Consider the following 24801-nt stretch of genomic DNA (forward strand, 5'->3'; position numbering starts at 1 on the left):
TGGGTCTTGTGGGAAGCCTCATACCGCTGCCGCGACCTTCTCCCCGGTGGAGAGAAGAAGCGAGCAGCACCCGCTCGATTTATGTGCGACGTGGGCTCAAGCCGGCTCTTCCAACCGGATACTCAGGCTGCGCAACTCTTCCGTATGCGGGTGTTTCGTGCGGCCTTCGCGTAAATCGCCTGCATTCAGCTGCTCGACCATTTCACCATTCAGCATCACGCCCACCTGTGGGCACAGATGCGCGATAACAGCCAGATTGTGGCTGACGAGGATATAGGTGAGGTTGCGCGCCGCCCGCAGATCCTGCAACAGGTTCAGGATTTCCGCCTGCACTGAAACATCGAGCGCCGAAGTCGGCTCATCGAGCAGCAGAACCTGCGGATCGGCAATCAAAGCACGCGCAATCGCCACGCGCTGACGCTGGCCGCCGGAGAGCTGGTGCGGGTAACGGAAGCGCACCGCCTGCGGCAGGGCCACATCCGATAGCGCCTGCTGGATGCGTTTTTCGATATTGTCCATGCCGTGCACCAACGGCAATTCGCTGAGAATGCGGTCGATGGTCTGGCGCGGATGCAGCGAACCATAGGGGTCCTGAAATACCATCTGCACCTGCCGGAAGAATTCCGGCGTGCGCTTCAGCGGCGCATCCTTGCCGGCAAAGGCGATGCGGCCTTCCCAGCTTTCATTAAGGCCGGCCATGGCGCGCAGGATGGTGGACTTGCCCGAGCCGCTTTCGCCGACGATGCCGAAGCTGCCGCCCTTTTCGACCGAAAAGGACACGCCCTTCACCACTTCACGGTCGCCGAACTTGATACGGAGATTTTCGACGTCGATCATAGGCTGGACCACGCTGCATCACGGTTGAGAACGGGAAGACGCTCGCGCGGATGCGTCAGCGAGGGAATGCAGTTCAAGAGACCCTGCGTGTAAGGATGCTGGGCTTTCAGGAGTTCGGAAGCCTTCAGCTCCTCCATCACCCGGCCGGAATACATGACAGCCACGCGGTCGCAGAAATGCGAGACAAGCGGCAGGTCGTGGCTGATGAGAATGAGACCCATGCCGCGTTCCGATACCAGCTCCTCGATTAGCCGCAGGATTTCCGCCTGCACCGTGGCATCGAGAGCGCTTGTCGGTTCGTCGGCGATCAGAAGCTCGGGATCGGGCGCCAGCATCATGGCGATCATCACGCGCTGGCCCATGCCGCCGGAAACCTCGTGAGCGTAGGACGAAGCGACCTGGCGCGGATTGCGGATCTTCACCTGATCGAGCAGGGCGATTGCCGCCTCCATGGCCGCACGCTTGCTGCCGCCCTTGTGGGCGCGCCAGGCTTCCGCGATCTGTGCACCCATGGTCTTGACCGGGTTCAGCGAATATTTCGGATCCTGAAGGATGAAACCTGCCCGTTTTCCGCGGATCTGGCGCATCTGCTTTTCACTGGCGGAAAGCACGTCGATACCGTCAAAGGAGAGCTTGTCGGCCTTGATATCGGCATTGGAGGGCAGAAGCTTCATCAGCGCGCGCGCCGTGAGGCTCTTGCCCGAACCGGATTCACCGACGATGCCGAGCTTTTCTGTTCCGAGCTTCATGGAAACGCCACGCACCGCCTCGAAACGGCTGGTGCGGGTCTGGAACGCGATCTTCAGATTTTCGATTTCGACCAGCATGGCTCAATGTCCCTTCGGGTCGAGCACGTCGCGCAGACCATCGCCAAGGAAGTTGAAGGCGAGCGAAACGAGGAAGATGGCGATGCCCGGAATGGTGGCGACCCACCATTGTTCGAAGATGAAGCGCTTGGCGGTCGCAATCATCGCACCCCATTCCGGCGAAGGCGGCTGCGCACCCATGCCGAGGAAGCCGAGGCTGGCGGCGGTGATGATGATCGAGCTCATGTCGAGCGTGATACGCACGATGAGGCTCGGCACGCAGAGCGGCGCGATGTGACGGGCGATGATGCGCCAGGCGGAAGCGCCTGTCAGCCGGTAAGCCGCAACGAAATCGCTGCCGCGAACCGTCATGGTTTCGGCGCGAGCGAGACGCGCATAGGGCGGCCAGGCGGTGAGCGCGATGGCGAGAATGGCGCTTTCGACGCCAGGCTTCAGCGCCGCGACGAAGGCAAGCGCCAGGATGAGGCGTGGGAAGGCCAGGAACACATCGGTCACCCGCATCAGCACCGTATCGACGATACCGCCGAAATAACCGGCGATGCAGCCGATGGCGAGACCGATCGGCGCAACCAGAACGACGACGGCAATGACCATGCCGAGCGTGACGCGACCACCATAGAGAATGCGCGAAAGAATGTCGCGGCCCAGCTCATCCGTGCCGAACCAGTGCTCGGCACTCGGGAAGGCAAGGCGGTTGCCAAGGTTCTGCGCGGCCGGATCGTAAGGCGCGATGAACGGCGCCAGCAGCGACAGCGCAATGAAGACGATGATGATCGTGAGACCGACTACCGCCAGCGGATTGGACTTGAGGTTCAGCCAGATGCGGTACCGATTACCCCAGGCAGCCTGCCTGCGGGAATGCGGCGTCTCATCCAGAGCCCAGTTTCTGAAAGTTGCTAACATCATCGAACGCGGGGATCCATTACTCGGTAAAGTACGTCTGCGAGCAGGTTGAGGCCGACATAGATCAGGCCGATCAACAGGGTCGCTCCGACGACAGGGTTCATGTCCGCGTTCATGAGCGAGACGGTGAGATATTGGCCAAGGCCCGGCCAGCTGAAGACGGTTTCCGTCACCACGGCACCTTCCAGAAGGCCGGCATAGGTGAGTGCGAGAACCGTGACGAGCTGTACGGCAACCGTCGGGAAGGCGTGCCCCCAGATGACTGTCATTGCCGAAAGCCCCTTGGCACGGGCCGTAATGACATATTCGCCCTTCAGCGCATCGATCATGAAGGCGCGCGTCATGCGGGTGATATAGGCCATGCTGAAATAGGCAAGAATGCAGACCGGCTGCACCATATGGGCGATGGCGTCGTAAAACGCGTCCCAGTCGCCGGCAAGCAGCGTATCGACCGTCATCAGGCCGGTGACCGGCGAGATCATGCCGTCATAGATAATGTCCTGCCTGCCCGGTCCGGGTGCGACGCCAAGTGTGGCGTAAAATACCAGCAGCGAAATCAGCGCCAGCATGAAGACGGGCACGGAATGGCCGGCAAGGCAGACGACGCGGATGATCTGGTCCGTCAACTTACCCTGCTTCACGGCGGCCCAGACGCCGAGCGGAATGCCGATCAGCGCAGCGAGAATGAGTGCTGCCGTGGCAAGCTCGAAGGTGGCGGGGAAAACGCGCTTGATATCGATCCAGACCGGGTTGCGGGTCAGGATGGAATTGCCGAAATCACCGTGCAGCACCTGCGACACATAGTGGAAAAACTGAACGACCAGTGGCTGATCCAGGCCCATTTCGGCCCGAACCCGCACAATGACGTCTTCAGGCGCGTTGTCGCCGACTGCCGCAATGACGGGATCGACAGGCATGACGCGCCCGATCAGGAAGGTGATGACCATCAACCCGAACAGCGTCAGAATGACGCTGCTCAGTGTCGACGATATGCTTTTGACGCGCTTGTTCAATGTTACGCTTTCTTAGCATCGTGATAGGAATTGCCCTCGGAGAGAACGCCGAGTTCAAAGCCGGAAACGCCCTTGCGGAACGCGGCCGTCTTCGTCGTCTGGAACATGAAGACGAAGGGGCTGTTTTCCATGTGCTCGCGCTGCAGCGCTTCATAAAGCTCGATGCGCTTTGCCGGGTCCTTCTCGTCACGGGCGGCTTCTGCCTTCGCGGCAAAGTCGTCGTTCTTGAAGCGCGAACGCCACAGGAAGGGCTTGGACTTGGCGTCGTCGCCATTGTCCTTGTTGATGTTGAAGACATCGGCATTGGAATGCGGATCGAAATAATCCGTGCCCCAGGCGGAAAGCGCCATCTGGTGTTCGCGGCCGCGCATCTTGGTCAGAACCTGACGGTTCTCGGCAGATTGCAGACGCACCTTGATGCCGATATCGGCAAGGTTTGCCTGGATGGCCTGCGCCAGATCCGGGTAAGGCTGGGCGGAATAGTGATCCATGGTGATTTCGAAACCGTCGGCAAGACCGGCTTCCGCCATCAGCGCCTTGGCCTTTTCGACATCGCGCTGGTACGGCGTGTCGTTGACGGCGCCGGGGAAACCTTCCGGCTCGAAGCTCTGGTGAACCTTGTGCGTCAGCGGCACGATGTTTTCCTGCATGCCCTTGTAGTCCAGCGCCCATTTGATGGCCTGCCAGACCTGCGGCTTGGCAAGGTTCTCATTGCCCTGATTGAGCGAGATCAGCACCAGCGAGGCGATGCTCTTGCGCTGCAGCTCGATGTTGGCGTCGTTCTGGACGGTACGCAGCTGTTCCGAGGTCAGGTCGCGGGCAATGTCGATATCACCCTTCTGAAGCATCAGAAGCTGGGAAGACGGATCGGTGACATGGCGCAGGATGACGCGCTTGATGTTACCCTTGTAGGGGCCATTCGGGTTGACGGTGAGCGCTACGCTCTCGCTCGGCTTCCAGGCCTGCAACATGAAATCGCCGGAACCGGCGCTGTTCTTCTGCAGCCAGCCATTGCCGAGGTCTTCGCCCGATACATTTGCCAGCACGGCCTTCTTTTCAACGATCGCGCCGATATTGGCGGAGAGGCAATAGAGCAGGAACGAGATTGCGGTCGGCTTTGCCGTCGTCAGCTTCACCGTCTTTTCGTCGGCGGCAACGATGGTCGTTTCGGCATTGTCAGGCGTGAAGCCGAACTGGCCGATGATGAAGGCCGGGCTCTTGTTCATCTTGATGGCGCGCTGCAGAGAAAAGGCCACGTCTTCCGCGGTCACTTTCGCACCGCTCGAGAAGGTCGCATCGTCACCGATCACAAAGGTGAAAACCTTGCTTTCCGCATCGGCTTCCCAGGACTTCGCGATGACCGGATCGACCTTGGTGGAATCTTCACGGTTCGCCCGCACCAGCTTCTGGTACATGTTGGACATGATTTCACCGCCGACGGCTTCGAAACCCTCATGCGGATCAAGGCTCGTCATGTTGTCCAGCTGCTGCGCGACCACCAGAATATCCTTGGGCGTCGCAGCAAATGCCGGAATGTGCGCATAGGACAGGAACGGTACGGCAGCGCCGGCAATCAGCAGGTTGCGTCTTGAAATCATCGAAAATCCCCTTTCGGACCTTATTTTTCGGAAACGGTATGGGTTCGCCCCAATCCAGTCATTTTTTTTGTGTTTTCCCGCGATTACCACGAGCAAACGAGGCGCGACCAATTCCAAATTTGGCAGAGCCTATGCACGGATTGCATTTGCTCCGACCTTGACCTTTCCTCTACCAATTCTCAAAAGTCTGACGACCGCGCGCCCGCGCCCCGCCCGTATCCAAAGGTGAACGACCATGACCGATGAAAAAACCGTACCCGTCTTCGACGGCCACAACGACGTGCTTCTGCGGTTATGGCGATCGGGCAATGCCTCTCCCGAAACGCTTCTCATCGAGGGCGATACGGTCGGCCACATCGACCTGCCGCGCGCCAGGAAGGGCGGGTTGGCCGGTGGCCTCTGCGCCATCTACGTGCCCTCGCCCAGCATGGAGAAGGACGCGAACGGCGACTTCACGACACCGGCTGAAGCGGACGCGCTGAAGGCGACGCTTGGCATGGCGGCGCTGCTGTTCCGCGCCGAGAAACAGTCAGGCGGCGCGCTGAAAGTCTGCCGCACGGCCGCCGAGATCCGCAGCGCGATGGCAGAGGGCGCCTTTGCCTCCGTCTTCCATATCGAGGGCGCAGAAGCGATCGGCGCCGATCTGGATGCGCTGCATGTTCTCCACGAGGCTGGCCTTCGCACGCTCGGCCCGGTCTGGAGCCGCCCGAACATCTTCGCCTACGGCGTTCCCTTCCGCTTCCCGTCGACACCGGATATCGGCCCCGGCCTCACCGATGCCGGAAAACGGCTGGTGAAGACCTGCAACGAACTGAAGATCATGGTCGACCTGTCGCATATGAACGAACAGGGTTTCTGGGACATCGCGAAGATTTCGGACGCACCGCTGGTGGCGTCCCATTCCAACACCTATGCGCTGTGCAACCACAGCCGAAACCTGACTGACCGTCAGCTGGACGCGATCCGCGACACCGGCGGTCTTGCCGGCATCAATTTCGGCGTTCTGTTCCTGCGCCAGGACGGCGTGAAGAACCCGGCTACCGATCTTGGCGAACTGGTCCGCCATGTCGACTATATCGTCAACCGCATCGGCATCGATCACGTCGCACTCGGTTCGGATTTCGACGGCACCACCATTCCCGCAGCCATGAAGGATGCGGCCGATCTGCAATTGCTGGTCACAGCCCTGCGCAACGGCGGTTATGACGACGCCGCACTCGCCAAGATCTGCCATGGCAACTGGGTACGCGTGCTGGAGAAGACGTGGGGCGCGTGACGCGCCCCGACTTTGGCATTCTCCCCGGACTTCCGTGCCGGAGACATGAAGCGGCAGGCCTCAGGCCTTTGCCGCTTTCTTTTTGCCCGTGGACCGAAACGCCAGCAGGCCTGCGACCAGGCCAGCAATGGCCCATTTGATCGGCAGTACATCCGCGGTCTCGCTGCGGATCGGCAGAACGGTCACTGTTCCCGGACGCGATTCATATCCGGCCTGCCCGCCGGCCTTCGCATCAGCGATCTGCTGCGGTGAGACAACCCATTCGGCGCCCCGCATCTTGTCATAAGCCATGTAGCCGCCGCCCACCAAAAGGGCTGCGATCAGCGAAATTACTATTCTTGTCGGCATGTTCATTTGCATTTCCTTCAATTGAAAGAAGCGTTTAATCACATCAAACATCGCCTCCAAGCAATCGGAACGATCAATTCACTGAGTTTTTGATCTAAAATTTGAACATCGCTCTTTTTGGTTGCATTTTTCATTTTACCGGCGAAAATCTCGTTCGTTTGTCGCCAAACTTCACATCGACACGTCACGCATTTCTGCTAAGCAAATTTCCTCAACCGAAACGAATTAGCGACACAATCCTGTGGTTCGCCAACCAAGGGACTGGCGCTGGAAAAAGCAAATGGCAGACAAGAGCGAAATTATACAGACCGATATTACCGAATCCCCGGTTGAAAGCTTCTTTGCCAGAAACCGGCCCTATCTGACGGCCATCGCCATTACGCTCATCTTCGTGATGATGACATTTGCGATTTACCGCCTCACATCCGAAGTGCGGTACGATGATGTGATCGCAGCCCTTCTGGACACTTCGCTTCCCGCCATTCTTCTTGCGATGGTCTTTACGGCGCTGAGCTTCCTGTCGCTGATTTTCTATGACGCCAACGCGATCGAATATGTCGGCAAAAAGGTGCGCTTCCCGTCCATGGCGGCCACCGCTTTTGCCGCTTACGCCATCGGCAATACTGCTGGATTTGGCCCCTTGAGTGGCGGCGCCATACGCTTTCGCGCCTATTCCCGGCTGGGACTTTCGCCCGGTGACATCGCGCGTGTCATCGCCTTCGTCACGCTGTCCTTCGGGCTGGGGCTTTTGTCGGTCAGCGCCCTTTCGACCTTCATCGTCGCACCACGCATCGCGGCGATCATCGGTCTCGACCCGACTGTTCTAAGGGGCGGAGCGCTCGCCGTCATTGCCGTTCTCGTTACCACCGCCTATGTCGGCCGCAACGGCAAGGCGATCCGGCTCGGCAAATGGCGACTGCGCCTTCCCGACAGCCGCACCTCCTCGCGCCAGTTCCTCGTCTCCGCCTTTGATATCGCCGCCTCCGCCTCCGTGCTTTACGTGCTCCTGCCCGAGACGCATCTCGGCTGGCCGACATTCTTCGCGATCTATGCCACCGCCGTCGGCCTTGGCGTTCTCAGCCACGTTCCCGCCGGTCTCGGTGTGTTCGAAACGGTCATGGTAGCCGGGCTTGGCAACGCGATCAGCGTCGATCAACTGCTTGGAAGCCTCGTTCTTTATCGCGTCATCTATCACGTCCTGCCGCTGGTTGTTGCCATTCTGGTGATGATCGTTTCCGAGATGAAGCAGTTCGCGGCCAAGCCGGTGGTCTCCGATATCAGCCAGCTTGCCGTGCGGCTGGCGCCACCGCTGCTCTCCACCTTCGCGATCATTCTCGGCACCATGCTGATCTTTTCGAGCGTGACGCCGACGCCCGGCAGCAATCTGGATTTCCTGTCGAATTTCGTGCCACTGCCGATCATCGAGGCGGCGCACTTTCTGACGAGTATTCTCGGCCTTGGCCTCGTTGTCGCCTCCCGCGGCCTCGGGCAGCGGCTGGATGGGGCGTGGTGGATTGCCCTTGTCGCCGCATCGCTGGCGCTCATCCTGTCGCTGGTGAAGGCGATCGCCGTTTTCGAGGCAATCTTCCTCGGCATCTTCATCGCGGCGCTCGCCCTCAATATGCGCAGCTTCAACCGTCATGCCTCGCTGGTCAAACAGGCGCTGGGACCAAGCTGGCTCGCTGCTATGGCCGTCATCATCGCCGGCGCGGCAACGATACTTCTGTTCGTCTACCGCGACACCGATTACAGCCACACATTGTGGTGGGAATTCGAGTTCTCCGAAGAAGCCCCGCGCGGTCTGCGCGCCCTTCTCGGCCTGGTGCTCGCTTCCTCGACCATTGCAATTTTCAGCCTGATGCGGCCGGTCACTTTCAAGCCGGACTCCATCCAGCCGGAAGACGTTGAACGTGCAACCGACATCGTCATGCAGCAGGATTCGGCCGATGCCAATCTGGTGCGCATGGGCGACAAGCATGTGATGTTCTCGGAAAGCGGCAGCGCCTTCATCATGTACGGCATTCAGGGCCGGTCATGGATCGCCTTCGCCGACCCCGTCGGCAACGAGGAGGATTTTCCCGATCTGGTCTGGCAATTCGTGGAATCCGCCCGTTCGGCGGGTGCGCGCGCCGCCTTCTACCAGATTTCGCCCTTCCTCCTGTCCCATTGCGCCGATGCGGGCCTGCGTGCCTTCAAGCTTGGCGAACTGGCGCTGGTCGATCTTACCGCATTTGAATTGAAGGGCGGCAAGCTCGCGACCCTTCGCCAGTCCCTGAGCCGCGGCGCCCGCGACGGGCTGACCTTCGAAGTTGTCGAGCAATTGCATGTGGCCGATATTCTGGATGACCTCAAGCAGGTCTCGGATGGCTGGCTCACCCACCACAATACAAGGGAAAAGAGATTTTCTCTCGGTGCGTTCGAGCCCAACTACATTCTCTCCCAGCCCGTCGCCGTGCTGCGGAAGGATGGCAAGATCACCGCCTTCGCCAATCTAATGGTGACGGACACGAAAAAGGAAGCCACCGTCGATCTCATGCGCTTTTCACCGGATGCACCGCGCGGCTCGATGGATTTCCTCTTCGTCAGCATCATGCAGCACCTGCGTGAGGCGGGATACGAAAGCTTCAATCTCGGCATGGCACCCATGTCCGGCATGTCGAAGCGCGATGCGGCACCGGTCTGGGACCGCATTGGCAGCACACTTTTCGAACATGGCGAACGTTTCTACAACTTTAAGGGCCTTCGTGCATTCAAGACGAAGTTCCACCCGAAATGGGAACCGCGTTACCTCGCCGTACAGAATGGCGCAGACGCCGCTCTGGCGCTGATGGACGCGACGGTTCTGATCAGTGGCGGTGTCAGAGGAGTGATCGGAAAATGAGAAAATACAGCATGCTGAAGGCAGCCCTTGCCGCTTCCGCCCTGTTCCTCTCCCCATTGTTTGCTTCCAGCGCCGCCTTTTCGCAGGACAAGCCAGCCTATGACACCGGCATGATCCCCGCCGAGCACATCATGGTGCCGGATGGCGAAATTCTCGCCAGCGTCTTCCTTATTTCCGATGTGGACGGATGGACCAGCACCGACGAAGAACGCGCCAAAGCACTGGTGGAAAAGGGTGCCGCGGTGGTCGGCATTGATTTCAAGGAATATCTGAAGGCACTCGAGGCTGATGATGACGAGTGTATCTATATGATCTCGGACATCGAGTCGCTGTCGCAGCAGATCCAGCGCACCGCCGGGACGGCCAGCTATCGCCAGCCTATCCTCACCGGCATCGGCAAGGGCGGAACGCTGGCGCTCGCCATGATCGCGCAAAGCCCGGTCTCCACCGTTCAGGAAGCCATCGCGGTTGACCCCAAGGCTGGCCTGCCGCTTGAAAAGATACTCTGCACCCCCGCCACCAAGGATAAGGTGGACGGTGAAACGGTTTATGGCCTGACCGATGGCCCGCTGCCAGCTCCTGTCAGCGTGCTGTTCACGCCCGATGCGGATCAGAAGGGCCGCGACCATGTTAACGCCCTGGTGAAGCTTCATCCCGATATCGAAGTGACTGATGTGACAGGCAAGGCGGATGAGGTTTTATCCCAGATCCTGTCCGACAAGGTCGACGCGGCGGGCGATACCAGCAGCCCGCTAGGCCTGCCGATCACGGTTCTCGAAACGAGCCCGGCGATGGACACCATGGCGGTGATCTATTCCGGTGACGGCGGCTGGCGCGATCTCGACGAGGAAGTCGGCGGCGCGCTGCAAAAGCAGGGGATACCTGTGATCGGCGTCGATGCCCTGCGTTATTTCTGGAAAGAAAAACAACCGCAGGAAGTAGCCAATGACCTTGCGCGTATCATCGACACCTACCGCAAGGAATGGAAGGTTCGGAACGTGGTGCTGATCGGCTATTCCTTTGGCGCCGATATCATTCCCGCCACCTATAATCTCCTGCCTGAACGCGCGAAATCCCATGTCGTGCAGCTGACGCTGCTTGGGCTTTCGACGGAAGTCGATTTCGAGATTTCCGTCCAGGGCTGGCTCGGCGTTGCCGGCGAAGGCAAGGGCGGCAAGACCATCGACGATATCGTCAAGATCGATCCGAAGCTGGTGCAATGCGTCTATGGCACGGAGGAAGAGGATGAAGACCCCTGCCCCGGCCTGAAGGCAAAGGGCGTGGAGACGATCGGCATCGAGGGTGGCCACCATTTCGATGAAGACTATGAGGGGCTTGCCAAGCGCATCGTGACCTCCCTGAAAACCCGACTACCGAAATAGGCTGTTGCGACCTCTGCGGCTTCGGGAGAATTCCCGAAGCCCATACTTCCATCAGAATTCAATCACCCGAAGCGCCGCCGGCAGGATGCCGGCTCCCCGAATGACCGATCTCGGCTCGCAAACCTTCCTTGAAGGTTCCACGCATCACGGCCATACTTGCGGAATCGATTAAACTATTATTCAAAAGAAATATGCTGGCGGCGAATATCCATGGCATTTCCGCAACCATGCTTCTGTTGATTGCCAATCATAGATTTTATATTTCCCGACCGGTTCAGGGGCCGCCGTATGCTCGCACGAAAGACCAAAACTCCAGTTCTCGTGGAACGCATCGACCAGTTCGTCGGTCGGGTCAGGGAGGCGATGAAAAGCAGCGAGGCGTTGCGAAACAAAAAAATCCGCGATCTTTGGGACGCAGAGGTCCGCTACCATTTCGACAATGGCCGCACGGAAAAGACGCTCGAACTTTACATCATGAAATATCGCTATGCCCTGAAGGCCGAATTTGGCGCAAAGAGCACCCCGCTTGCCATCTGCAACATGAAAAAGCTGCGGGAGCGGCTAAAGACCTATATAGAGCGGGCCGACTATCCGAAAACCGGCGTTGCGACCTCCATTGTCGAAAAGATCGAACGGGCGGAATTCAACACCGCTGGCCGCAAGCCGACAGTGCTTTTGCGGATCGCGGATTTTATTGCAGCGATGAACGGCCTGGGCTCGAAAGAAGAGATGCAGGCTTTGTGGACCGCTGAAATCGACCTCATGAAGGGCAGAGCCCAGACGACGATCATTTCCTACATCACGAAATACCGCAACGCTATCCGCGAAGCCTTCGGCGACGAGCATCCAATGCTGAAGATCGCCACCGGCGATGCCGCGATGTACGACGATGCGCGGCGGGTCAAGATGGAGAAGATCGCCAACAAGCATGGCGCGCTGATCACGTTCGAAAATTACCGGCAGGTTCTGAAGATTTGCACCGATTGCCTCCAGTCCAACGATCCCCTGATGATCGGCATCGGCCTGATCGGCATGACGGGGCGACGCCCCTACGAGGTCTTTACGCAGGCCGAGTTTTCACCCGCCCCCTATGGCAAAGGTGTTTCCAAGTGGAGCATCCTGTTTAACGGCCAGGCCAAGACGAAGCAGGGCGAAGGAACGAAATTCGGGGTTACCTACGAGATCCCGATCCTTGCACGCTCCGCAACCATCCTGTCCGCCTACCAGCGCCTGCGCGAAAGCGGGCAGGGAAAATTGTGGCACGGCATGTCAATCGACGATTTTTCATCGGAAACCCGCCTGCTGCTTCGGGACACGGTTTTTAATCTGTTCGAGGATCTCTGGCCGAAGGAAGAACTGCCCAAGCCCTACGGCCTGCGGCACCTTTATGCGGAGGTGGCGTATCACAATTTCGCGCCGCCCCATGTCACCAAGAACAGCTATTTCGCGGCCATCCTCGGACACAATAATAACGACCTCGAAACCTCGCTGTCCTACATGACCTACACGCTTCCGGAAGACCGCGACGATGCATTGGCGCGAGCCAAACGCACGAACGAGCGCACATTGTTGCAGATGGCGACCATCGCCCCCGTCTCCCGCAAAAACCCGTAGCAGTACCCGGAACTGCCCTAGAAAAAGCCTCTAATACGGTCTTGCCTCAGAATAGCGCTGAACACGCTGCCAGCGGTATTTCGCACGTCTGTCCAACAGCGCGGACAAATGTGCCGCCCTCAGCTTTTGCCAAGTCTTTCCCCTTTGTCTGCCGGCGTGGTGTTGGCGTTGGCGCTTGGGGCTGCTTCTGCCTGCACGCGATCTGAACGCAGCCACGCACCAAACGATCAATATAAATCTCAACTAATTTAATAATACAAAATATTTATTCTAAATATTACTTTTAATTATACAGCTACGCGCAAGACTATACTGCAATTCTCCGCTTCATAACTGGTTCACGCACAGATTCTGCCATAGTTTTTTCGGAGACACATGGTGCTGCCCGCATATACGACTTACGCTCTTTACAATCGTGATATGGAATTGTCGCTGAAACGCGTCGCGAACGACCCCGTCGTATCGCGCGACGCCAGATATTATGCGGATAATATCGGCAAGGTCAAAAACCTCGACGCGTTCCTGAAGGACTTCCGGCTCTATTCCTACGCCATGAAGGCGCATGGACTGGAGGAAATGATCTATGCCACCGCCTTCATGAAGAAGGTGCTGGAAAGCAATCTTAACGATCCGAGCAGCTTCGCCAACAAAATGAAGGATACGCGATACCGCGACTTCGCTGCCTCTTTCGATTTCGGCACGATCAAAGCGGAAAAATCGGTTCAGACGAAATCCCAGCAGGACCGGTTGATTGCCACCTATCACACTACGATCGAACAGGAAGGCGCCGAATTAAAGGAAGAGACCCGTTTTTACAACATTGCCATCGAGAAGGTCGGGCATGTCGACGATATCTTCAAGAACACGCGGCTTCGGGATTATATCTTCAAATCCTTCGGCATCGACGCCGAGACCTTCAGCTACAAGCACGTCAAAAACGTTCTGACGAGCGATATCAGCAATGCCGAAAGCTACATCAACAAGACCTACAAGTCATTGATCCCGGAGTGGAAGGCAAAGGCGGCCGATCTGCGCATAGAACGTGCAGGCGTCGCGCCCACCGACAAACCGGCGCTCGCAAAGATCGACTACCTGATCAGCCAATATAACAAGCGTATCAACGATGCCAACAAGCTGTTCGAGATGGCGGCCGCGTTTAATTTCCGCGACGACGGCCGCGTAGATGACGGCATGCCGGCGCAGACGGCTGCGCAGAGGCGACTGACAAACGAAACCTACGTTCTTTCAAATCCCCGCCTGACGCAGGCCGGAGCTGTTCTCAACCGCGAGTATTTCGCGGACAAGATGAAAACCATCACCGAGGCCAGTCAGATGACGCAGTTTGCGCGCCTGAGAACGATGCTCATCGTCAGCTTCAATCTGACGGACAATGATGAGACGGACAAGAAAATCGGCTGGGCCGTCTTGCAGGATCCGAATGATCCGAAAAGCCCTATCCACAAGGAGAAGGACAAAGGTCTTGTCGATCTGGCACGCGCCTTCAATTTCGGTGCGGATGGCAAGATCAAGACCGGCAAGGTCGCGCAGACCAACGAACAGCTCAACACCATGATGAACCTCTACTTCAGTCGCTACGATGACAAGGACGAAGCAGCGGACGAAAAGGCAATCAAGAACTACCGACGCTATATCGGCCTGACGAAAAATCTCGAGGATTTTCTGTCGAATGCGCAGGGCGCGGTCATTATTCGAAACTTCGCCCTGAAGGCCTTCGATATCACCGCTGAAGAAGCCTCGTCCTTCACGCTCAAAAGGGTGTTCACCAGCGATCTGTCGGACCCGAAAAGTTACGTTTACACTTTGAAGGACGAGCGTTTCGTGCGGCTGGCCAAGGCTTTCAACTTTGATGCCGAGGGCAAGATAGGCTCACCCCGGCTCGCCCAGTCGGAAAACGAGATCACCCGAATATCGCGAAATTATCTGACGGAAGTTACCCGGTGGGACAAGGACAAAAAGGCCAGGGAGAAAGGCGAGGCGGAGGTCACCTATTATCGCCAGAAAATGGAAACGCTTGAAACGGTCGATCAATTGCTTGCCGACCGCCGCCTGCTCGATTTCATGCTTGTTGCACAGGGTATCGACCCCAAAACGGTCACCACCGATTACCTCAAGAAGATCTTCAAGTCCGACCTCAAGGACCCCAAAAGTTTCGCCAATACCGAAAAAGATGCCCGCTTCCGCGCACTTGCCGGCTCCTTCAATTTCGACGCCAAGGGGAATATCGTCGCGAAAGCCGGCCAGAGCGTGCAGAACACCCGCAGCCTCATGGAAACACGCGACAAATATGTTCGGCAGACGCTGGAACAGCGGGTCGGCGAAGAAAATTCCGGCGTTCGCCTTGCGCTCTATTTCAAGCGCATGGCCGCCAGCATTTCCAATCCCTACGACATACTCGCCGACAATGCGCTTGCGGAGTTCACCCGCACCGCCCTTGGAATTCCCGCCGAAACCGCAAACTCCAAGGTGGATGCGCAGGCAAAGATGATCGAGAAGAAGCTGAAGATAAAGGACCTGCAGGACCCCAAGAAGGTCGAAAAACTGGTCAATCGCTTTTTGCTGACATTCGAAGCGAATAACGCAACGTCGGATCCGCGTCTCGCTCTATTCGGCAGCGGCAGCACGTCCATCAGCGGCAATACACTCGCGACGTTGGGGCAACTCCGCAGCCGTCACAGAGGCTAGACCATCCATAAGTGCTGGCCGCAGGTTTTGCCCTGCGGCCAACATCATCTTAGTCAAACCCGCCCGTCGCCTGAAGTGCGGTAAAGCAGGGTCAATACGGTCAAAGCCAGCCCGACCAGTGCGACCGAGCCGAAAATGTAGAAGTTCCACTCCGGAGCCAGGCCCCGTTGCAGCACGAGACCGCCGATCATCGGACCGGCGATGCCGCCCAACCGCCCGACGGCGAGGGAAAAGCCAAGACCCGTACCGCGAATATGGACAGGATAAAGCCGTCCCACCAGAACATTGGCAAGAATCTGGGTTCCGATCGTTCCCGCACCTGCAAGGGCAACGAAGAGATAGAGCAACGGCCCCTTGTTTACCGTCAAGGCCCAGATCGAGGCCGCGCCAATGGCAAACAGGACGGCCACAACCACTTTAACGTTACCCTTGTCGGCGAAGCGCCCACCGATGAGAATGCCGATTGCGGCTCCGACATTGAGCATGATGGAAAAGCTGAGCGCCGAACTGATATCGTAGCCCATCTTGTTCATGATGGTGGGCAGCCAGTTGACCATGCCGAAGGTCAACAGAAGCGAGCAAAAGTGAATGCCCCAGGCATTCAGCGTAGAAAGCAGCCGGCCTTCCGAGAACAGGGCGCCCACACCGCCCTTTTGGATCTTGGCATGCGGCGTAATGCGTTGCAGGCCGTAGGTGTCGCAAATCCCGTCTGCCTCTGCCTGCCGGCCCTTGCTTGCCAGCCACTCCGGCGATTCCGGCAGGAGCCGCATGAACAGCGGCAGAAGAATAAGCGGCAGGCCGCCGATCAGCATCAATGGCCGCCAGCCATAGCTCTCCAGAAGCAAAATACCCATCAGGCCGGAAATGATGCCGCCGATAAGGTAACCGAGGAACGACAGGGAGTTTGCCTGCGCCCTGCGCTTGGGCGGCGAGAATTCCAGCACGAGCGCGGTAACCGTCGGCAGGAGCGCGCCAAGGCCGAGACCGGCGAAGAAGCGCGTGATTTCGAAAGCAAGAAAGTTCGGCGTCATGGCCGAGGCAATCATCATCGCTGAAAATCCGGCAAGGCTGATGAGAACGACCTTCCGGCGGCCGATACGGTCCGCCATGGTGCCGGCAAACAGCGCGCCGAGCAGCATGCCCACCAGCGTCAAGGCGGCAGCCCGCCCGACCATGGCCGGATTTAGCGCCCATGCGCCTTCTTTCAGCAACGCCGGTGCAACCGCGCCGTAAACGACCAGATCGTAACCGTCGAACATGATCATCAGGCCGCATGTCGCGATGACGCCAGCCGGGTTCTTCGTCCGCACCGAGGCGGCGCTCATATAGTTCGTGGACATATTCCTCCCTTTCACGCATGAACGCGCCACCCGGAATGGATCGACGTCTTCCCGTTCCTGCGATTGCTCCCTGGGTGCCCGGCTTGCTCCACCCTGATGTGCGCCTCGCTCCTGTCAAGACACATATCGCCGGTATCACCCGCCTTCGATTAAATGTTGCGTTTGCAAAAATTGCAATTGAAATATTAACAATCGCCAATAGCCATTGCAGGCGTGGATTTCAGTTGCCTTGCAGCCCCGAAATCCTCGACAAAGTCGGCGTCCAGTTCAAAATACGAATGCGGTTATAGACGCCGTGAATGACAAAAGGGTCGGCGTCGCTAAAAGCCATGACGTCCTCGATACAGCGGGCTTCAGCAATGATGAGGGCCGCGACAGACCCTCCGCTCTCCGCCTGCATCGGGCCGGATGCGAGAATTCTGAATCCTTCCGGCACGCCATCTTCGTTGCGTAAATGAGCCTTGTGGGCACTCATCTGCGCCAACCTTTGCTCCACGGCAGCGGGATCACTTTCCGCAAAACGCACATAGAGCCGGGGACGGTCGCTACCGCCGGTCATCGGGCGAGCACGAAATCGTGGTCCACCGACCAGAACCAGCCGTTGGTGAACCCCAGCTCCTGCGCCCTCTGCGCATCCTCCACCCGCTGAAAATCGGCCAGCAGGCTTTCCTTCACACCGAAAACCGCATCCGAACGAATGTAGGGATCATCAGGGTCGAAAATATGCGTGACGAGCGTGGTGAAGCCTTCTGCCGAAACGATGTAGTGCAGATGCGCTGGCCGGTAGGGATGGCGCCCCATGGCCCGCAAAAGCTGCCCCACGGGGCCATCATCCGGTATCGGGTAATATTTCGGCTTCGCGGCCCGGAACCAGTAGCGTCCGTCCTCACCGGTGACGAATACGCCACGCAGGTTGAAATCGGGCTGAATGCCCTTCTGCTGCACGTCGTAGAAACCTTCGTCGTTGGCCTGCCAGACGTCGATGCGGGCGCCCGCAACCGGCACTCCGTCGGTGTCGAGAATGCGGCCGGTCACCAGCATGTCCTCGCCCTTGCCGTCGAGGCAGATATTGGCGCCCATCGGCATCTCAGGCGCATCGGCCACATGAAAAGGCCCGAGAACGGTGGATTCCGACGCGCCGCTCGGCTTGCGGTGGTTGATCGCATCGACCAGCATGGAAACGCCGAGAATATCGGAAAACAGGATCCACTCCTGCCGCCATTCATTGCAGATCTGGCCGACCTCGGTCAAAAAATGGATCGCCTTCATCCATTCCTCTTCAGTCGGCTCAATTTCTTTCACCGCCTCGTGAAGCTTGCGGGTGACGACCGCCATGATCTCCTTGAGACGCGGATCGTCACAATCGCGCATGCGGGCGATCACGGTTTCAGCCGAACGTTCCTCGACGAAATAGCCGTCGTCACCGGTCGTTTTCATGTCCATAATGTCCTCCTCCCATCATTGCCGCTCTCTGCTTGCCGGATCACTCCGGCCTTGCGCCTTCGAAGGCGCGTTGCAACAGGGCGCGGATCGCGGTTTTTTCCACTGGTCGCGGGCACCAGTAAGGATTGGCGGTCGCAAGCTCGGCCATAGCGTCGAGATCTTCCTCGCCAACACCGAGTGCTGCAAGGCTTGCCGGCGCGCCGAGCCGGGCGGCAAAATCGTAAAGACCCGTCCCTGCCCTGCCACCGACAAGTGCGGCCAGCGGCGCAAGCTGATCCGGCACCGACTGTTCCACATAAGCGATGGTTTGCGGCAGAAGCACCGCATGGGTTTCCGCATGCGGCAGGTCCAGACTACCACCCAGCGAGTGGCAAAGCTTGTGATGCAGCGACATGCCAACAGCGCCAAGCACCGTGCCACATAGCCACGCGCCGTAAAGTGCTGTTTCGCGCGCCTTGGTATCTTGCGGCTCCATCCTCACACCGGGAAGCGCCTCGATCATCGCCCGCAACCCTTCCACCGCCATCAGACTGGCGATGGGATTGCGATCCCGAGCATAAAGCGCCTCCGCCGCATGGGCCATGGCGTTTAGCCCGCTGGTCATGCTGATGCCAACAGGTAATCCAAGTGTCAGCTCTGCATCGTAAATCACCACTTCCGGCAGGATTTCCGGACCGCGCAGGGTGGTCTTCACCCCATTTTCCGTCTGGCCAAGAATGGGCGTCACCTCAGAGCCGGCATAGGTCGTTGGAATGACGATCTGCGCCGCATCGGTGCGCAAGGCAATGGCCTTGCCGAGACCGGTGGTAGAGCCGCCGCCGAGCGACACGACGCAATCGGCACCGGCAGCGCGATAGGCCTCGACCGCCCTTTTCGTCACCTCGACCGGCGTGTGCATAGCCGCATCTGAAAAGACACCGGCAGCCAATGGGCCAAGCCGGGCGGCCAAAGCCTCCGCATCGCCCTTCTGATGGGGTGTGGAAAGCACCAATGCCCGTGACAGTCCGAGGCGACGGATTTCCTCCGCCACGCCCAGGGAGCTACCCGTCCCAAAGACGATGCGGGCCGGGGCCGCCGTATAGACGAACGGCTGCATGGCTCAGGCTCCGTCGAGCTTGAACAGGCGGCGCGCATTGGTGCGGCCGATCTTTACCCGGTCGGCCTCGGCAATGCTTGTCGCATTGAACCAGTCGGAGGCATGATCGATGTTCTCGAAGGGCCAGTCGGTGGAGAACAGGATGCGGTCGGCACCGATTTCCAGAATGGCATCGATCAGGGTCTGGGTGCGGAAATTGCCAGAGGTGGTGATGTGGAAATTCTCGTTGAAATAATCCATGAAACGGCGCTTGGCCGGATAGCGCGGCGGCAGCTTTACCCAGGCATTGCGGTGGTCGATGCGCCACATCATGTAGGGCAGGCCCTCGCCCATATGGCCAAGAATGATGTTGAGACGCGGGTGCTCATCGAACAGGCCTGATGCCATCAGGCGCAGCGCGTGAACCGCCGTTTCCTGCGCAAACGCCCAGGTGGGGCCAAGCAGCCAGGGGTGGCCGTCATAGATGCGCGAATCCTGCGGCAGCGGATTGCGCGGATGCAGATAGAAAGGCACGTCGAGCTTTTCCACCTCACCCCAGAATGGGCGATATTGCGGCAGGTCGTAATAAAGCGGTGTCTGGCCATCGCCCTCCTGGCTGAAGCCGTTGACGAGCGCGCCGACGAAACCGAGATCGTTGACGCAGCGCTGAAGCTCCTCGGTCGCCGCATCCGGGTCCTGCAACGGCAGGGCTGCGAAGGCGAGGAAGCGGTCCGGCCGCTTGGCGCATTCTTCAGCCAGGACGTCATTGGCGCGACGCGCAATCTCGATCGCCTTCTTCTTGTCGGGAATAGCCTGCACCGCCGGCGCATTCAGCGACAGGATCATGGTTTCGATGCCATGCGCATCCATCAGCTTCAGGCGCGTATCCTGAATGTCGAGCAGGCGATGCTGCAGTTCCTTCCAGTAATCACCGGGCACGAAGCCGGCCGAATCCTGAAGTGTTTCCGGGATTGCGAAATGCTCTTCGAGAGCGACCTTGCCTTGCATGTTATTTCCTCCGAAAATCGCTGTTCAGTTGCCGCCAGATGTGCGGTCAATATTGGCCCTTGGGTTCCAGGCCGAGCATGCTCTGGCCGATCATGGTGCCCACGGCATCCCAGTTCATGCTGATATGGCGGCCGACCGCATTTGCATCCCGCCAGGCCCGCTGGACCGGATTGGAAAGATCGAGCCCGACACCGCCGGTGGAATCGTTGAGTGCCTGCACGGCGCGCAGCGCCAGAGAGACCGAAAAGGACTGGCCGCGACGGCTCAAAAGCCGGTCGTCCACCGAAAATTCCGCCCGGCCTTCAAGCCTTGCCTGTGAGAGTGCCTGCGCCCGGGCGACGTCGCGCAACAGGATTTCACAAGCGGCATCCACGCTCGCAGCGGCTTCTGCGACACGCAGCTGGATGGTTGGAAATTCCGCCATGCGGTTATTGCCGCCCGCCACCGCACCGCGGGTCACCCGGCCACCGACATGATCGACATAGGCTGCCAGGGCACCCTTGGCTGCGCCGACGCCAGCCGAGGCGAGACAGGAAGGAATGCCGGTCAGAAGCGGCATGTTGAAGAGACCTTCCTGTGCATAAAACCGCCCGCCCGGCGTGCGGCCGCTGGTCGCGTCCGGAAAGGTCAGAACCCGATGTTTGGGAACAAAGACATCATCGAGAACCAGCGTCTTGGAACCCGTGCCGGCCAGCCCGACCACATGCCAGGTGTCTTCAATGGTATATTGGCTTGCAGGCACGAGAAGGAAGGCCGGAACCGGCTTGCCTTCGCCCTGCGGCGGCAGGATGGCGGCGCAGAGAGACCATTGGGCATTCTCGCAGCCCGAGGCAAAGGCCCATTTGCCGCTCAGGCGGTAACCGCCGTCAGCGGCCTCCGCCATCTTTACCGGCGCATAGGAACCACACAGAAGCGCGTCAGGGTTTTCGCCCCACACATCGGCCTGCGCCTCCTCTGGAAACATCGCCAGCAGCCATTGATGGGCGGAAAGCAGGCCGGCAACCCAGCCTGTCGACGCGCAGGCAGCCGAAAGCTCGATATTGGCTTCGACAAGCTCGGCAAATTCACCGCCCTGCCCGCCGAAAGCCCGCGGTTTGACGATATCGAAATAGCCGATGCCGCGCAGCGCCGCGATATGACTGGCGGGAACGCGGCGCGCCTCCTCTGTTTGTCGGGCGCTGGAGCGGAAAAGATCGGCTACACCGGCAACGCGACCGACGAGGCGGACATGCGGGTTCGTTTGCGCCGGCTGCGGCGCATGGCTCATATCGTTCATGATTGTCTCCTCCGAGAATAGTCTAGCCGGGAAATATCAGGCGGACAGGCCTGCCGGGCTTGCGGCGCAATATTGGGCATTTTCGTAAAGCAGCGGTCGTGTCGTCTCGCTTACATCGGCCGACACCACCTGTCCGATAAACACCGTATGCGTTCCATATGGCATTGCCGCGACGCGGCGGCAGGCGATGGCGGCATGGGCCGTGGGCAGATAAAGAACACCGTTGTCATGACGCTGCCACTCGCCGTTGCGGAAACGCTCCTCCGGCGAAACCTTGCCGCTGAAAGCATCAGACAAGGCAATCTGGTCCTGCGTCAGCACATTCACGATGAAATCGGGCCGGCAGAGCAGCAATTCGTGCAGAAACGTGCGGTTGTTCAGGCAAACCAGAAGAGAGGGCGGCTCCATCGAAACCGAGGTGACGGCGGTAACCGTCATGCCGTGATCGCGCTGATCACCCGTGGCACAGGCAGTGATGACCGTCACGGTCGCCGGAAAACGGCGCATCGTCGTGCGGAAATTCTGGCCGACGCCTTCAGGCGCAAGATTGTTCAGGCCAAACAGTGCTAATGTCATGAGATCCTCCCAAATCCTGCATTCTTAAATATTTTCATTTGCAACATTTGTCAATGCAAATGTTTTATGGCGGGGGGAAGCTGCGATATGGCCTCGCCGTCCCCGGTCTTCTGGAGCGAAACTATTGAAACTGATAGATTATGCCGGTACAGCCGATGGGTGCGCCACGTCATCCGCGCACGTGGTTCTCAAAACGGGGTTTTGCTTGTGTCTTATCAGTTCACTGACTCGGTACCCTACCTGCTCAACTGGGTAGGTGTTCGGCTTGGAGAGCGCTTCTCCCTGAGGCTGGCATCCTATGACATCACCCTGCCGATGTATCGTGTGCTGGCAACGCTGAGACAACAGGAAAGCAAAACGCTGACCGAGCTTTCCGACCTCGTGTCGGTGGAGATTTCCACGCTTTCCCGGCTTGTTGGCCTGCTCGTCAGACGCAACCTCGTCAGCCGCGAGCGACCTGTCGACAATGCGCGGATCGTGCGCATCACGCTGACGCCAAAGGGTGAAGAACTTGCCGAGGAACTGATGCCCATCGCCGCCATGTTCGAAAAGACCGCGATCGAAGGCCTGGACCCGGCCGAAGTGAAACTTTTCAAAAGCATCCTGCGCCACATCGGCCGCAACATCGCCGGTCTCTGATCCCCCAAGGATCCACTGCCCCGTCACGACCTTCGCGTGCAATGTACTTGTAATGGCTGGTTCCTATCCCTGTGAAAACTCACCACAGCGGAGGAAAATTGCCATGCCCGAGAGATCGTCACCCGCCTTCCTGACAACGCTCGCCCTTGTCACTGCATCGATCCTGGTTTCGTCCTGCGCTTCGACAGTCATGAAAAGCTACATCGGCGCGCCCATCACCAGCGTGATGCTGGACTATGGGCCGCCGGACAATATCTATAGCCTTGGCGGTGGACAGCAGGCCTACCAGTGGCGGAAGAACAAGACACAGGCTGTCGCCGGATCATCGAGTGGCGAAGTGCGGACAACACGGCGCGGCGAGCGCTACGAAGTGTCCGAGACGCCGGGTTATGTCGAGCGCATAGACTGCTTCTATACTTTCTACACACGCAATTCCGGCGGTGAATGGTATGTCACGAGCTTCCGGCAACCGTCGCTCGAATGCGAGTGATCGTTTCAGGATTTCAAACTCCGCCCTCCCAGATTTTTGACCGCCGCTTTGATGCTTGAACCGGCGGTTTTCGTTGAAACGTTCTCCCTGGGATCTCTCATCGGATGGGCCGGTCAGAAGCGGTAGTTCAGGCCGGGGAAACGTGCCTGATCGCTCAAAATCCCATCAGCTAGACAGTGTCAGCCGCAGCATCTTTCGAAGCCACCGAGCGAATTTCCAGCCGAACGCAAAAGCCGGGATTGAGATCAAGAAATAGGACACGTCCGCAATGAAGCTCGGCCGCCTTCTGGACCAGGTTCAACCCGAGGCCGGCTCCTGGCGAGTTCGTGTTGACGCGATGAAACGGCTCGAATACCTGCTCGCGCTCCGAGACGGGTATGCCCGGCCCTTCATCGCAAACGTCAATGAAGCCCGCAGCACCGACCCGGATCGTGATAGCGCCCTTGCCGCCGCCATGATCGATTGCGTTGCGAACGAGATTGACGACCGCCATCTCGATGATCGAAGTCTGGACCGTGAACACGGCCTCTCCTTCACTCGGCTCGAAATCGAACTCGTAACCGGCATCCATCGCAATCGGCGCGAGATCGGTCGCGATGCGCTCGACAAGGATGTTCAGGTCCTGCCGCTCGGCGGGTAATTCCACCACGCCGACCGCCTGCATCTCCAGCAACTGGTGCGCAACGCGTGTGAGGCGATCGATATCGGCCCGGAGTTGTCGGCTCAGCGCGTCATCGGGCAAAAGATCGGCCCTGATCCGCGCGATTGCAATCGGCGTTCTCAACTCATACGCGGCATCTGCAAGAAAGCGGTTACGGCGATTATATCCCTCATCCAGCTTGGAGAGCGCGACGTTGAAGGCATTTACCAGGGGAATGATTTCGCTGGGCACCTTGGAACGATTGATACGGGCGGACCTGTTCTCGAAATTGATGGATTGCGCCTGGCTGACCGTTTCCATGAGGCCGTCAAGTGAACGGCCGACCGCCCTCGGGGTCACGATCAATGTCGCGATACCAGTCAGGATCAGCATGGGCACAACGGCGATAAGAATGACGAAACCCACACCCGGCAAGACAGTAAGCCAGCGAATCTCGCCGTTGGCATCCTTTTCCAGATCCAACTGCATACTGATCCATAGGCTGAGGCCGTCATTCGGGACGCCTTTTTCCGTCCCGGCAATGAATTGCAGCCGCCCGACAGGCGTCTCGCGGTTTTCCATGGTGGCCCTGACTGTTTCCCCCGCTTCCAGACGCGCCCTTTCGATGCTTGACGGAAAAACTGCCGCCAAAGCCGGTGCTGGGATTTCTCCATATCGCAGGACGATTTCATCGGCGTCCCGCACCAAGAACCAAAGATTGGGATAGCGCTGTTTCAGCTCGACCAATCCGGGCGTGGGCAAAACTTGCGCCCGGCCCTGCCCGTCCTTTGTCACGCTTTCCGCAACGATGCGGACAGCCTCTTCATTGGCGCCCTCCAGCCGTGGATCAATGATCCAGATCCAGCCGACGAGGAGGATGACAAACAGAACGAGCAAGAACGCCTGCAAGGCGAAAAGACGCTTCATCAGCG

General features: G+C 58.7%; 21 protein-coding genes. 7 read left to right on the forward strand and 14 right to left on the reverse strand.

The features are described from left to right. Positions 1-96: 96 nt before the first annotated feature. Genes CRP02_RS23820 through CRP02_RS23840 form a run of 5 tightly spaced genes read right to left on the reverse strand, consistent with a single transcriptional unit; the run spans position 97 to position 5178 of the window. The gene (locus tag CRP02_RS23820; protein ID WP_003514115.1) at positions 97-837 is read right to left on the reverse strand and encodes an ABC transporter ATP-binding protein; all 741 of its coding nucleotides are present in this window, start codon (positions 835-837) and stop codon (positions 97-99) included. Beyond that, positions 834-1664 carry an ABC transporter ATP-binding protein gene (locus CRP02_RS23825; protein ID WP_097100849.1) on the reverse strand — a complete coding sequence of 277 codons (831 nt, stop codon included), beginning with the start codon at positions 1662-1664 and terminating at the stop codon, positions 834-836. The genes CRP02_RS23820 and CRP02_RS23825 overlap by 4 nt, the downstream gene beginning before the upstream one ends. Positions 1665-1667: 3 nt before the next feature. Continuing rightward, positions 1668-2570 carry a nickel transporter permease gene (gene nikC, locus CRP02_RS23830; protein WP_003514116.1) on the reverse strand — a complete coding sequence of 301 codons (903 nt, stop codon included), beginning with the start codon at positions 2568-2570 and terminating at the stop codon, positions 1668-1670. After that, on the reverse strand, positions 2567-3580 hold the full coding sequence (locus tag CRP02_RS23835; RefSeq protein WP_003514118.1) for an ABC transporter permease: 1014 nt from the start codon (positions 3578-3580) through the stop codon (positions 2567-2569). Before CRP02_RS23835 ends, nikC begins: the two co-directional genes overlap by 4 nt. Positions 3581-3582: 2 nt before the next feature. Beyond that, the gene (locus tag CRP02_RS23840; RefSeq protein ID WP_097172461.1) at positions 3583-5178 is read right to left on the reverse strand and encodes an ABC transporter substrate-binding protein; all 1596 of its coding nucleotides are present in this window, start codon (positions 5176-5178) and stop codon (positions 3583-3585) included. Between the two features lie 235 nt (positions 5179-5413). Here CRP02_RS23840 and CRP02_RS23845 point away from each other — a divergent pair, with 235 nt between their 5' ends. Then, a complete protein-coding gene (locus CRP02_RS23845) occupies positions 5414-6454 on the forward strand; it encodes a dipeptidase (RefSeq protein WP_013636788.1) in 1041 nt (346 codons plus the stop codon). 60 nt (positions 6455-6514) lie between these two features. On the opposite strand, the gene CRP02_RS23850 is transcribed toward CRP02_RS23845, so the two are convergent. Continuing rightward, a complete protein-coding gene (locus tag CRP02_RS23850) occupies positions 6515-6808 on the reverse strand; it encodes a hypothetical protein (RefSeq protein WP_003514125.1) in 294 nt (97 codons plus the stop codon). Between the two features lie 274 nt (positions 6809-7082). Between CRP02_RS23850 and mprF the strand changes: the two genes are divergently transcribed. From mprF to CRP02_RS23870, 4 genes are all read left to right on the forward strand, one after another. Then, on the forward strand, positions 7083-9683 hold the full coding sequence (gene mprF, locus CRP02_RS23855; protein ID WP_097172462.1) for a bifunctional lysylphosphatidylglycerol flippase/synthetase MprF: 2601 nt from the start codon (positions 7083-7085) through the stop codon (positions 9681-9683). 11 nt (positions 9684-9694) lie between these two features. Then, the gene (locus tag CRP02_RS23860; protein WP_414896243.1) at positions 9695-11065 is read left to right on the forward strand and encodes a virulence factor; all 1371 of its coding nucleotides are present in this window, start codon (positions 9695-9697) and stop codon (positions 11063-11065) included. A gap of 288 nt (positions 11066-11353) precedes the next feature. After that, entirely contained in the window at positions 11354-12679 is a 1326-nt protein-coding gene (locus CRP02_RS23865; protein ID WP_097172464.1) for a telomere resolvase, read from the forward strand. 375 nt (positions 12680-13054) lie between these two features. After that, on the forward strand, positions 13055-15382 hold the full coding sequence (locus tag CRP02_RS23870; protein ID WP_179784116.1) for a DUF1217 domain-containing protein: 2328 nt from the start codon (positions 13055-13057) through the stop codon (positions 15380-15382). Between the two features lie 53 nt (positions 15383-15435). Here the strand turns inward: CRP02_RS23870 and CRP02_RS23875 are convergent, their stop codons facing one another. The 7 genes from CRP02_RS23875 to graD all read right to left on the reverse strand — a co-directional run bounded on the left by CRP02_RS23875 (position 15436) and on the right by graD (position 22100). Then, on the reverse strand, positions 15436-16722 hold the full coding sequence (locus tag CRP02_RS23875) for an MFS transporter (RefSeq protein ID WP_154961530.1): 1287 nt from the start codon (positions 16720-16722) through the stop codon (positions 15436-15438). A gap of 220 nt (positions 16723-16942) precedes the next feature. Then, positions 16943-17281: a YciI family protein gene (locus tag CRP02_RS23880; RefSeq protein WP_097172465.1), complete on the reverse strand. Its 339-nt coding sequence runs from the start codon at positions 17279-17281 to the stop codon at positions 16943-16945. Further along, the gene (gene graB, locus CRP02_RS23885) at positions 17278-18165 is read right to left on the reverse strand and encodes a hydroxyquinol 1,2-dioxygenase (protein WP_097172466.1); all 888 of its coding nucleotides are present in this window, start codon (positions 18163-18165) and stop codon (positions 17278-17280) included. Before graB ends, CRP02_RS23880 begins: the two co-directional genes overlap by 4 nt. 40 nt (positions 18166-18205) lie before the next feature. Continuing rightward, complete coding sequence (gene graC, locus CRP02_RS23890; protein ID WP_097172467.1) at positions 18206-19261, reverse strand: maleylacetate reductase; 1056 nt, start codon at positions 19259-19261, stop codon at positions 18206-18208. 3 nt (positions 19262-19264) lie between these two features. Then, positions 19265-20248: a gamma-resorcylate decarboxylase gene (gene tsdA / locus CRP02_RS23895; protein ID WP_003514143.1), complete on the reverse strand. Its 984-nt coding sequence runs from the start codon at positions 20246-20248 to the stop codon at positions 19265-19267. Between the two features lie 46 nt (positions 20249-20294). Further along, entirely contained in the window at positions 20295-21524 is a 1230-nt protein-coding gene (gene graA / locus CRP02_RS23900) for an FADH(2)-dependent resorcinol hydroxylase oxygenase component (protein ID WP_097172468.1), read from the reverse strand. 36 nt (positions 21525-21560) lie between these two features. Beyond that, positions 21561-22100, reverse strand: coding sequence for an FADH(2)-dependent resorcinol hydroxylase reductase component (gene graD, locus CRP02_RS23905; protein ID WP_097172469.1), 540 nt, complete (start codon positions 22098-22100; stop codon positions 21561-21563). A gap of 207 nt (positions 22101-22307) precedes the next feature. Between graD and CRP02_RS23910 the strand changes: the two genes are divergently transcribed. Together CRP02_RS23910 and CRP02_RS23915 are read left to right on the forward strand one after the other, a co-directional pair. Continuing rightward, the gene (locus CRP02_RS23910) at positions 22308-22739 is read left to right on the forward strand and encodes a MarR family winged helix-turn-helix transcriptional regulator (protein WP_025594436.1); all 432 of its coding nucleotides are present in this window, start codon (positions 22308-22310) and stop codon (positions 22737-22739) included. A gap of 103 nt (positions 22740-22842) precedes the next feature. Beyond that, a complete protein-coding gene (locus CRP02_RS23915; RefSeq protein WP_097172470.1) occupies positions 22843-23229 on the forward strand; it encodes a hypothetical protein in 387 nt (128 codons plus the stop codon). A 169-nt stretch (positions 23230-23398) separates the two neighbouring features. On the opposite strand, the gene CRP02_RS23920 is transcribed toward CRP02_RS23915, so the two are convergent. Next, entirely contained in the window at positions 23399-24796 is a 1398-nt protein-coding gene (locus CRP02_RS23920) for a HAMP domain-containing sensor histidine kinase (protein ID WP_323455388.1), read from the reverse strand. Between the last annotated feature and the right edge of the window lie 5 nt (positions 24797-24801).

The organism is Rhizobium sp. AN5, assembly GCF_900215255.1.
GTDB lineage: Bacteria > Pseudomonadota > Alphaproteobacteria > Rhizobiales > Rhizobiaceae > Agrobacterium > Agrobacterium tumefaciens.

Coding starts and splice junctions, on each gene's coding strand:
- CRP02_RS23820 (WP_003514115.1), bottom strand. CDS start 837: ATGATCGACGTCGAAAATCTCCGTATCAAGTTCGGCGACCGTGAAGTG.
- CRP02_RS23825 (WP_097100849.1), bottom strand. CDS start 1,664: ATGCTGGTCGAAATCGAAAATCTGAAGATCGCGTTCCAGACCCGCACC.
- nikC (WP_003514116.1), bottom strand. CDS start 2,570: ATGATGTTAGCAACTTTCAGAAACTGGGCTCTGGATGAGACGCCGCAT.
- CRP02_RS23840 (WP_097172461.1), bottom strand. CDS start 5,178: ATGATTTCAAGACGCAACCTGCTGATTGCCGGCGCTGCCGTACCGTTC.
- CRP02_RS23845 (WP_013636788.1), top strand. CDS start 5,414: ATGACCGATGAAAAAACCGTACCCGTCTTCGACGGCCACAACGACGTG.
- CRP02_RS23850 (WP_003514125.1), bottom strand. CDS start 6,808: ATGAACATGCCGACAAGAATAGTAATTTCGCTGATCGCAGCCCTTTTG.
- mprF (WP_097172462.1), top strand. CDS start 7,083: ATGGCAGACAAGAGCGAAATTATACAGACCGATATTACCGAATCCCCG.
- CRP02_RS23860 (WP_414896243.1), top strand. CDS start 9,695: ATGCTGAAGGCAGCCCTTGCCGCTTCCGCCCTGTTCCTCTCCCCATTG.
- CRP02_RS23865 (WP_097172464.1), top strand. CDS start 11,354: ATGCTCGCACGAAAGACCAAAACTCCAGTTCTCGTGGAACGCATCGAC.
- CRP02_RS23870 (WP_179784116.1), top strand. CDS start 13,055: ATGGTGCTGCCCGCATATACGACTTACGCTCTTTACAATCGTGATATG.
- CRP02_RS23875 (WP_154961530.1), bottom strand. CDS start 16,722: ATGTCCACGAACTATATGAGCGCCGCCTCGGTGCGGACGAAGAACCCG.
- CRP02_RS23880 (WP_097172465.1), bottom strand. CDS start 17,281: ATGACCGGCGGTAGCGACCGTCCCCGGCTCTATGTGCGTTTTGCGGAA.
- graB (WP_097172466.1), bottom strand. CDS start 18,165: ATGGACATGAAAACGACCGGTGACGACGGCTATTTCGTCGAGGAACGT.
- graC (WP_097172467.1), bottom strand. CDS start 19,261: ATGCAGCCGTTCGTCTATACGGCGGCCCCGGCCCGCATCGTCTTTGGG.
- tsdA (WP_003514143.1), bottom strand. CDS start 20,248: ATGCAAGGCAAGGTCGCTCTCGAAGAGCATTTCGCAATCCCGGAAACA.
- graA (WP_097172468.1), bottom strand. CDS start 21,524: ATGAACGATATGAGCCATGCGCCGCAGCCGGCGCAAACGAACCCGCAT.
- graD (WP_097172469.1), bottom strand. CDS start 22,100: ATGACATTAGCACTGTTTGGCCTGAACAATCTTGCGCCTGAAGGCGTC.
- CRP02_RS23915 (WP_097172470.1), top strand. CDS start 22,843: ATGCCCGAGAGATCGTCACCCGCCTTCCTGACAACGCTCGCCCTTGTC.
- CRP02_RS23920 (WP_323455388.1), bottom strand. CDS start 24,796: ATGAAGCGTCTTTTCGCCTTGCAGGCGTTCTTGCTCGTTCTGTTTGTC.